General features: G+C 71.6%; 10 protein-coding genes. 3 read left to right on the top strand and 7 right to left on the bottom strand.

Annotated elements, in window-relative coordinates:
• Nucleotides 1-90: 90 nt before the first annotated feature.
• The 4 genes from ACZ60B_RS31960 to ACZ60B_RS31945 form a co-directional block, all read right to left on the bottom strand.
• A complete protein-coding gene (locus ACZ60B_RS31960; RefSeq protein WP_469393143.1) occupies nt 91-813 on the bottom strand; it encodes a VOC family protein in 723 nt (240 codons plus the stop codon).
• Nucleotides 814-862: 49 nt separating this feature from the next.
• Complete coding sequence (locus ACZ60B_RS31955; RefSeq protein ID WP_469393141.1) at nt 863-1,243, bottom strand: VOC family protein; 381 nt, start codon at nt 1,241-1,243, stop codon at nt 863-865.
• A gap of 193 nt (nt 1,244-1,436) precedes the next feature.
• Complete coding sequence (locus ACZ60B_RS31950; RefSeq protein ID WP_469393139.1) at nt 1,437-1,886, bottom strand: hypothetical protein; 450 nt, start codon at nt 1,884-1,886, stop codon at nt 1,437-1,439.
• Between the two features lie 85 nt (nt 1,887-1,971).
• Nucleotides 1,972-2,694, bottom strand: a complete 723-nt coding sequence (locus ACZ60B_RS31945; protein ID WP_469393136.1) for a hemerythrin domain-containing protein — start codon at nt 2,692-2,694, stop codon at nt 1,972-1,974.
• Nucleotides 2,695-3,079: 385 nt separating this feature from the next.
• On the opposite strand from ACZ60B_RS31945, the gene ACZ60B_RS31940 reads away from it, so the two are divergent.
• Both ACZ60B_RS31940 and ACZ60B_RS31935 read left to right on the top strand, forming a co-directional pair.
• Nucleotides 3,080-3,523: a hypothetical protein gene (locus tag ACZ60B_RS31940; RefSeq protein ID WP_469393134.1), complete on the top strand. Its 444-nt coding sequence runs from the start codon at nt 3,080-3,082 to the stop codon at nt 3,521-3,523.
• A gap of 107 nt (nt 3,524-3,630) precedes the next feature.
• Nucleotides 3,631-3,954 carry a DUF6191 domain-containing protein gene (locus ACZ60B_RS31935; protein WP_469393132.1) on the top strand — a complete coding sequence of 108 codons (324 nt, stop codon included), beginning with the start codon at nt 3,631-3,633 and terminating at the stop codon, nt 3,952-3,954.
• Between the two features lie 201 nt (nt 3,955-4,155).
• Here the strand turns inward: ACZ60B_RS31935 and ACZ60B_RS31930 are convergent, their stop codons facing one another.
• Both ACZ60B_RS31930 and ACZ60B_RS31925 read right to left on the bottom strand, forming a co-directional pair.
• Nucleotides 4,156-5,049, bottom strand: a complete 894-nt coding sequence (locus ACZ60B_RS31930) for an NAD-dependent protein deacetylase (RefSeq protein WP_469393130.1) — start codon at nt 5,047-5,049, stop codon at nt 4,156-4,158.
• 111 nt (nt 5,050-5,160) lie between these two features.
• Nucleotides 5,161-5,781 carry a TetR/AcrR family transcriptional regulator gene (locus tag ACZ60B_RS31925; protein WP_469393127.1) on the bottom strand — a complete coding sequence of 207 codons (621 nt, stop codon included), beginning with the start codon at nt 5,779-5,781 and terminating at the stop codon, nt 5,161-5,163.
• Nucleotides 5,782-5,846: 65 nt separating this feature from the next.
• Here ACZ60B_RS31925 and ACZ60B_RS31920 point away from each other — a divergent pair, with 65 nt between their 5' ends.
• On the top strand, nt 5,847-7,454 hold the full coding sequence (locus tag ACZ60B_RS31920; protein WP_469393125.1) for an FAD-binding oxidoreductase: 1,608 nt from the start codon (nt 5,847-5,849) through the stop codon (nt 7,452-7,454).
• A gap of 45 nt (nt 7,455-7,499) precedes the next feature.
• Here the strand turns inward: ACZ60B_RS31920 and ACZ60B_RS31915 are convergent, their stop codons facing one another.
• Entirely contained in the window at nt 7,500-8,855 is a 1,356-nt protein-coding gene (locus tag ACZ60B_RS31915; protein WP_469393123.1) for a beta-1,3-glucanase family protein, read from the bottom strand.
• Nucleotides 8,856-9,010 lie beyond the last annotated feature (155 nt).

Below are 9,010 nucleotides of genomic sequence, written 5' to 3'. Positions count from 1 at the left end.
TCGTCCGACAGCGTCAACTCGGCCTTCGGCCGCCCCATCCGTGCCATAGGGCAAGCCTACACATCTGAATGGAATTCCCGACTCGGAACACTAGGCGTGCGTGCGTACGGAGAACTCGTTGCCGTCGGGGTCGAGCAGCAGGACCCGGCCGTTGTCGTCCTCGCCGGCGGACGTGCGTGTCGCGCCGAGCGAGACCAGGCGGTCGAGCTCGGCCTCCGGGTCGGCGTCGGCGGGGAGCGCCAGTTCGAGGTACAGCCGGTTCGGGCCCGTCTTCGGTGCCACAGGGGGACCACCCCAGGTGATCTTCGTACCGCCGTCCGGTGACTGGATCGCGGTCTCCTGGTCCTGGTCCCAGACCAGCGGCCACCCCAGCGCCCGGCTCCAGAAGTAACCGACCTCCCGCGTACCGTCGCAGGCCAGCGCTCCGATGAAGCCGGTGTCGGCGAGGAACTTGTTGCCCGCCTCGATGACGCAGAACTCGTTGCCGTCCGGGTCGGCGAGCACCACGTGTTCCTCTTCCGGGAGCTGGCCCACGTCGAGGTGTCCGCCGCCGAGCTCCAGGGCCCTGGCCACCGTCTGCCGCTGCTCCTCCGGGGTGGCGCTGGTGAGGTCGAAGTGCGCCCGGTTCCGGCCGGTCCTCGGTTCCCGGCTCGGCAGGAAACGTATGCGGAAACCGGCCTTGTCAGGCGGAAGGATCGCGATGCCGTCGTCCGGACCGTCGGCCGGCTCCCAGCCCAGGACCCCGGACCAGAACCGCGCCAGCTCCGACGGACGGGTCGCGTTGAAGCAGAGCGCGAACAATTGACTCGTCATCCCTCGTACATCTCCGATCCGCTGGCGGACGCTCCGGCACCGATGGCCGTCAGAGCGGGTTGAGGCGGGCTTTGAGCAGGCAGAACTCGTTGCCTTCGGGGTCGGTCAGGACATGCCACGACTCTTGCCCTGTCTGGCCGATGTCGGCCGGGCGCGCACCGAGCTTCAGCAGGCGTTCCAGCTCGGCGTCCTGATCGCGGTCGGTGGCGTTGACGTCGATGTGCAGCCGGGACTTCCCCGGCTCCGGCTCGTCCCTGCGGCTGAGGATGATCGTCGGCTGCGGACCGCCGAACCCTTCGCGCGGCCCGATCTCCAGCGTGCCGTCGTCCTCGCGGCCGAGCACGACGAAGTCCAGGACCTCGCACCAGAACCGCGCCAGTACCTCGGGCTCGCGGCAACCGAGCACGAGCTCGCTGATCCGACATGCCATGGAAGAGACCCACTCTCGGCCCGAGTCCTGCCGGAGGCCGCACGCGAACCTCACCGGTTCCAGCAGCGCTGGCAACCCCACGAGCCTAGCGAACGGGTCGGGGACGGTCGAAAGGAATTAAGGGGCCGTCACCGCGTCTGTCCGGGCCAGGAGTCGGAGCGGCATCGAGCCCGAGCGCTGGAGGCACTGGGGCTCACCCCTGGAGTCCCATGCCCTCGGGTGGGACGAGGCCCTTGTCGGGGTGGGCGCGGAAGGTCGCGGTCCGGACGGCGGGCATGCACGAGGGGCCGTTGGGGTGCTGCTCCACCAGCCTGGCCCGGGTGCTGTCCTCGACGACCGTTTCACCGCTCTTCGCGGACATCACACTGAGCCGCACCGGCAGGGCGGACGCGCCCGAGTCGTCGGAGAGCCGGACGGACAGCGAGGCGAGCGGGTCGTCGGGACTGCCCGAAGTCCGCTGCCTGCACGTGCTGTTCACACACAGCATGATCGTCGCCGCGTCCTGGTCGCCGAAGTCGGCGGGTCGCCACATGACGGAGATCCGCGACTCCGCGTCCGCCATGGTGCACGGGTTCTCCCCGCCGGACTGCGAGCAGCCGGTCAGGGCCATGGCCAGTAACGGTATGACAAGGGTTCGGCGCATGGCGGCAGACTCTACCGGGCCCCTCACCGGAGCCGGGCCGCGCCTCGGGCGCCTTGTGAGGTGCTCGGTTCCGCCTCCCCGGAAGCTACGCGGACTTGGCGAACGCCCGGAACGCCGCCCATCGGACGCGGGGGCGCGGCAGATCGCGCAGCGCCGGATACCGGGAGGTGGCCCGCTTCGCCCGGCGGATCACCCGTAGCGCGTCGGTGGGGCGCCCGGAGCCCATCGGCTCCACCACCGACGTGGGGACCAGCAGCCGGCCGTCGTCGGTCTGTCGCAGCCGGCCGCGGACCAGGGCGTTGCGCATGTGGTCGAGCCGGTCGTCGTGCTCGTGCACCAGGAGGGAGGCGTGGCCCGCGGTCACCGGGCGGTCGGCGGGGACCGTCGGTGCGAAGCCGTCGCCCGCGGGCACCGGCCGGCTCCGGCACAGGACGGGTGCGCCGCCGGGGTCCCGGGCGGCCGGCACGGCGCTCGGGTGGCGGGCGCGCTGCCCGGCTCCCGGCAGGGCGGTACCGGCCGTCCCGCCTGACGGTGTCCGCGGCGCGACCGGTTCGACGTCCGGGGCGCGTTCGCGCAGCAGGGGCCAGATCGGTTCGTCCTCTCCGGCGTGGTGGTGCAGGCCCGTCAGGTAGTCGTCCAGGTGGGCGGCGGTCCGTGCCGCACGGTCCGTGTCACCGTCGCCGACGGCGTGGACCGGACGGGGCAGGAGCGCGGACTCGCGCCGGAAGACCCGGTGGACCACCACCGTCTCGTGGACATGGGGGCGTTGATCGGCGGTTCGAGGTGTGGCCGTACGGCGGGGGGACACGCTTGCCTGCTCCGGCGACTCGGGTCCGGGCGACGGACGAGCGGCATGCGGCCCGCCTCTTGGCGCCCGCTCGGCGACGGCTTGGTGTCCGGGGCGGCGCGTTGGGGCGCGGCGGCACAAAACGCCTGAACGGGACGTGCGTGCGTCGGCTCGGCTTCGCGGTGAATGATTTTGGCCTGTTCATGACTTGAACTTGAGTTCCTTTTGTGGGGAATGATCATTCGGCTTTGTCCTGGCTTGGAACAATCCTCGGACGGATGACGGGAGCCGGGCGAGAGGCGGCGGACGGGGGCCGAAGGCGGCCGCAGGACGGCCGGCGCCACCACTCACCGCTCCCACCGTCCCCACCCGTCAACCCCCGCCCCGTCACCAGGAGCTTCCTCTCATGGCCATGAACGCGCGCCGCACCAGACAACTGCTGGAGACCTCGGCCCCCTTGCTGCTCCCGGGCGAGCAGGTCGAACTCACCAGTCTCGCCTCCGTCGGCACCGTCTCGGTGCGCAAGCAGGCACTCACCGCGATCGTGGTGGGGGTGCTCACCCTGGGCATGGTGATGGCGACGGTCCGCCCGCGTGCGGTCTACGTCGTCCTGACGAACCAGCGGATCCTGTTCTTCGACGCCGACCAGGGCGGCAAGCCGGGCAGGCTGCTGATGAACATGGGCCGCGCGTACGTCACCGCGACCCGGGCCGAGAAGACCTTCCTCGGCCTGAAGCTGGCCACCCACCTGACCGTCCAGGGCCAGGAGGGCGCGCTCAAGGTCGAATTCCCGGTCCAGACCCGCGCCGACGGCCACGTGTTCGCCGGAGCCCTGCCGGTCACGCGCTGAACCGTTCCGGGGCCACTGCCGGAACCGCTCCGGCCGCCGTCCCAGGGGCCGCTCCTCGTACCCCGGCCCGACGGCGACACCGTCCGCCCCCGTGGGGATACTGGGGCATGGGATTCCTCGTCTTCATGACCCTGCCGGGGCTGGTCATGCTGCTGACCGCGCTGGCCTTCGTCGATCAGCTGCTGCTGCGCGCGGGCCGGGCCGGGCTGCTGCCCTGGCGCAACGCGGGACGTCAGGGCCAGATCTCGGCGACCGGGTTCGAGCAGCTGCACGCGAGTCTCTCACCGGGCAAGCAGACCGAGCTCAGGGAGCGGCAGTCGGCCCTGCTGCTGCGCGACGACGAAGAGGACGGGGCGCCGCCGAACCGGACGACGGTGGATCTGGACGGGGGAACCGCGATCGTCCGGATGCCGAAGGGCCGCCTGGCCTAGGGCGTGTTTCGAAAGTCCCGTCTGCCCGGCGACGCCTGGCACGCACTCCCCCAGAGGGGGCACCCCCAGCCGCGTTGTCGGGATCACCCCGATACAACCAGTATCGGGGCGACCCTCCGCCTTGCGATCGCACGCACCAGACGCCGCCGGGCCCGCCCTTCGGGCGGACGACGCCACTTTCGAAACACGCCCTAGTCGGGATCAGGAGCGGGTCCGGGCCACGAGGGCGGGGAGTGCCTGTCCCAGCGGGAGATCGACCCGCTCGGCGGCCCATCGGTCTCCCCGCGTCGGGCCCTGGTTGATGATGAGGACAGGGATGCCGGACCGGTCGGCCTGACGCACGAAACGCAGCCCGGACATGACGGTCAGGGAAGAACCGAGCACCAGGAGGGTCGCGGCCCGCGAGACGAGACGTCCGCACGCCTCGACCCGCTCGGGCGGCACGTTCTCGCCGAAGAAGACGACATCGGGTTTGAGCACCCCGGTGCCGCAGGCCGCACACGCCACCACCCGGAACGCGCGGACCGCCTCCTCCGGCAGCTCCACGTCGCCGTCCGGATTGACGCGCGCGGCACGGTGGTCCTCGGCGGCCTCCTCGAACCGCGGATTCGCCTCCCGCAGCCGGTGGTCCAGCTCCGAACGGGCGCTGAGGTCACCGCAGTCCAGACAGACCACGCGGCTCAGACTGCCGTGCAGTTCGATGACGTCGGCCGCCCCCGCCGACCGGTGCAGCCCGTCGACGTTCTGTGTGATCACACCGGTGAGCAGGCCCGCCTCGCCCAGCGCGGTGACGGCCCGGTGGCCGGCGTTCGGGCGGGCTCTCGTCATGGCCCGCCATCCCAGCTGACTGCGCGCCCAGTAGCGGCGGCGCGCGGGTTCCCCGCCGACGAACTCCTGGTACGTCATGGGAGTGTGCCGACGCAGCGAGCCGTGCTCGCCGCGGTAGTCGGGGATGCCGGAGTCGGTGGACAGCCCCGCCCCGCTCAGCACCGTGACGCCGCCCGCGCGCACGGCCTCGACGACACCGCTCAGGTCGGTCGAGGCCGGAGGCAGACCGCCGGTGGGCTCCCAGGCCAGAGTGGGTCGCGTCCGCATGACTGCCAGGATACGCAGCCGGTGCCGGGCGCCCCGGTCCCGTCGCCGGCCGCACGGCCCTCCCCGTTCACCGGCCGCGCCCGGCGACCCTCCGGTCGCGCCGGGCGTCGCTCACACGTCCGGCCCGAGCGCCGCGACGATGCGCCGGAATCGCGAGGTCATCTCGTCGGCCGTCTGCTCGGGGTGGTGCCGCCACCAGGCGACGGCGGCGCTCACGGTCCCGTACCAGAGGTGCGTGACGAGGTCGGCGTCGAGGCTTTCGGTGGCCGGGGAGGCGCGCAGGAACTCCGCCACCCCCACCGCTCCCATCCGGTTGAGTTCCCTCCGGTACACGGCCGCGGCCGTATGCAGCGGGCCGTCTGCCGGAAGGGTCCCGTCGTAGACGAGTTCCCAGTCGTGCAGGCGCGACGCCAGGGCGCGGAAGACCGCCTCCAGGGTGCGCACCGCGCGCGTGAGGTCGGACGGCCCCTCCTGGGCGGACGCGACGGCTGCGACGAGACGGGTGCCCGCCTGTTCGAGGCAGGCCAGATAGAGGCCGTCCTTGGACCCGAAGTACTCGTAGATCATGGGTTTGGTGATCCCGGCCCGTGCCGCCACGTGCGCGGTCGACCCGCGCGCGTAGCCCTTCGTGCCGAACTCCTCGGCGGCCGCGTCCAGGATCAGCCGCTCCCGGTCCTTGCGGGGCATCCCCTTGGTGCCCACGCCCCGCGTGGGCTTCTCCTGCTTGCTCACGTCTCCATCCTATGTCAAAGTGACCGCCCGGTAATTTACCCGACGTTCAGATAGCTGGGGGCGCGATGAGCGGCAAGACTCGATCCTGGTGGGGCTGGGGCACCGTCGAGGACGCGGTGACCGGCCGGGAACGGGCGGAACTCACCCGGCGCACCGCCGAACTGCTGCCGGAGGCGGACCTGACCGTGCACGAGGCTCCGCCGGTCGAGTCGTTCGGCGTGGCCCCGAGCCGGGTGACGGCTCCGCCCGCGCTGGCCCCGATCGCGTCGTACGACCCGCGCGACCGGCTGGCGCACGGTCATGGCCAGGCATTCCGCGATGTCGTCCGCGCGCTGCTCGGGAAGCTGCCCCATGTGCCGGACGCCGTCCTGCGTCCCACGTCGGAGGCCGAGGTGGTGCACACGCTGGAGTGGTGCGACGGTGCGGGCATCGCGGTCGTCCCGTTCGGCGGCGGCACTTCCGTCGTGGGCGGCGTCGAGGCCCGTACGGGTGCGGAGTACGCCGGAGTGGTGAGCCTGGACCTGGGCTCGCTGGACCGGGTCCTGGAGGTCGACGGCACCAGCCGGGCCGCGCTCGTCCAGGCCGGAGTGCTCGGCCCTCACCTGGAGGAGCAGCTCAGGCCGCACGGCTACACCCTGCGCTTCTTCCCCCAGTCCTTCGAGTTCTCCACTCTCGGCGGCTGGCTGGCCACGCGGGCGGGCGGTCACTTCGCGACCCGTCTCACCCACATCGACGACCTCGCCGAGTCCCTGCGGGTGGTGACCCCCGCGGGTGTGGTCGAGAGCCGCCGTCTGCCGGGTTCGGGCGCCGGGCCCTCGCCCGACCGGCTGTTCCTCGGTTCCGAGGGAACGCTCGGTGTCATCACCCAGGCCTGGGTACGTCTTCAGGACCGGCCGCGTTGGCGAGCGGGAGCCTCGGTGGCGTTCGAGGACTACGAGGCGGGCGTCCGGGCCGTACGAGCGCTGGCCCAGTCCGGACTCGACCCGGCCAACTGCCGGCTGTTGGACCCGATGGAGGCACTGATCAACGCGGGCAGCCCGACGGCGGTGCTGGTGCTCGGCTTCGAGTCCGCCGACCACCCCGTCACCGCCCTGCTGGAGCGCGCCCTGGAGCTCTGCCGCGACCATGGCGGCAGCCTGCCGGAGGCGCCGCGCTCCACCGATTCCGCGGACGCGGCCGCGCGGACGGCGGCCGCCGACACCTGGCGTTCGGCCTTCCTGCGGATGCCGTATCAGCGGGACGCCCTCGCGGCTCAGGGCATGATCGTGGAGACGTTCGAGACGGCCTGCACCTGGGACCGGTTCGCCGGGCTGCGCGCGGCCGTCGACACGGCGGCCCGGGACGCCCTGCGCCAGGTGGGCGCCACGGGTGTGCTGACCTGCCGGTTCACCCATGTCTACCCCGACGGTCCCGCCCCGTACTTCGGGATCTACGCGGCCGGCGCGTGGGGCAGGACCGTGGAGCAGTGGGACGAGATCAAGCAGGCGGTCTCCGAGGCACTGATCACCGAGGGCGCCACCGTCACCCATCACCACGCGGTGGGCCGGGACCACCGGCCGTGGTACGACCAGCAGCGCCCCGACCTCTTCGCCGCCGCCCTGCGGGCGGGCAAGGCCGTGCTGGACCCGTCCGGGATCCTCAATCCCGGCGTCGTGATCGACCCTGTGCGCTGACACGACGGGGACCGGTCCATCCGGTCCCCGTGGTCGCGGACCCGGCTACCAGCCGACAGCGACCAGCAGCCACTGCGGGCTGCCGTGCGAGATGAACGAGGACTGACCCGCCACGTCGTCGTAGGGGAAGCCGTAGGCGAGACGGTTGATGGCGTTGTCGTGCCAGAACCTGGCGTAGTGGTTCGCGGGCGCCGCCTTGTAGTACTGGGCGGGGTCGCCCTGCTGGGCGGCCGGCAGGGTCGCCACATGGCGGTTGAGCGCGGCGCACATGGTCGGGTTGTTCGCCAGCGCCGCCGCGCAGCCGAAGATGTCGGAGGTGGCGGCGCTCACGCCCACGGACTGGGCGTAGGCGGTGAAGTAGTTCGCGTTGGCGCCACCCGTCCGGAAGCTCGGGTCGCTGCCGGGCGCGATGATCCGGTACGGCGCCTGGCTCTGCGCCAGCACCTTGAACTGGTCGGGAACGGCGGCCGTGAACCGCTGGAAGGTGGTCGCGCGGTCCTCGGCGAAGGTCTGCCGGTTCTCACCGACCTCGACGTCGTAGCCGTCCTTGGCGTGCAGGCGCATGGCCAGTTTGAGACCGAAGGCGTCGACCCGGGTGGTGTTGCCGTTGAAGACGCCGTTGCCGACGGTGAACTCGATGAAGTCGTAGTACGGACCGTTCGGCGACCCGAGGTAGAAGTACATACGGCCCGCGGAGTTGGCCGGCATGTCGAGGTAGGGCTGCTCGGCGATGGAGTGGACCTGTCCGTTGAAGCTCCAGTACACCTGGCTGTCGGGGTACTTGCCGCTGGTGCGGTTGAGGATCTTCACCTCGACGGCGTTGTGCGCGGCCGGTATGTCGCTGGTGGTGCCCCAGAAGGCGTCGGGCGGGGTGGTGCCGCCGGGCCCGTACACCTGGAACTCCCACAGGGAGTAGCCGTAGGGGGTGGCTCGTGCGGTTCCGAGGACGCGCACGTATCTGGCGCTGCCTGTGACGTCGATGTTCTGGGTGCCGCCGGCGCCGGTCGTCGTGGAGAACGCGGTGGCCCAGGTGCTCGCGTCGGTGGAGGTCTGGATCTGGAAGGCCGTGGCGTAGGCGGCCTCCCAGTTCAGGGTGACACGGGTGAGCTGCTGGACGGATCCGAGATCGACCCGCAGCCATTGCGGGTCGGAGAAGGCCGACGACCAGCGGGTGCCGGTGTCGCCGTCGACCGCGGCCCCGGCCGGGAAGGAGCCGTTTTCCACCGAGGACGCCGTGGCGGGCCGTCCCTGGGAGAGCAACCGGTCGGCGGCGTGGGCGGGTGACGGGGTCAGGACGGCGACGCAGGCGGCGAGCAGGACGACCGCCAGAGCGAGAGCGGTACGGGCCCGCGCGGTCAGGTCCGGCGGTCTGTGCGGGAGGGCGCTGGTCAGTGACTGCATGCGAATTCTCCTCAGGCCGGGTCGGCGTGTGTGGGGGCGGAGCAACAGCAGACGGAGAGAGCGCTCTCTCGGGTTGTATCCCCGCATGTTCCGGGCGTCAACAACTGAAGCCTGACCAAGGGGAGTTCCGGTGCCGGACGTGGCGGAGGGCCGAA

The sequence above is a fragment of the Streptomyces sp. NPDC104096 genome, assembly GCF_055584385.1.
Note: the sequence above shows the minus strand (reverse complement) of the source record. Positions and strands in the feature narration are given on the sequence as shown.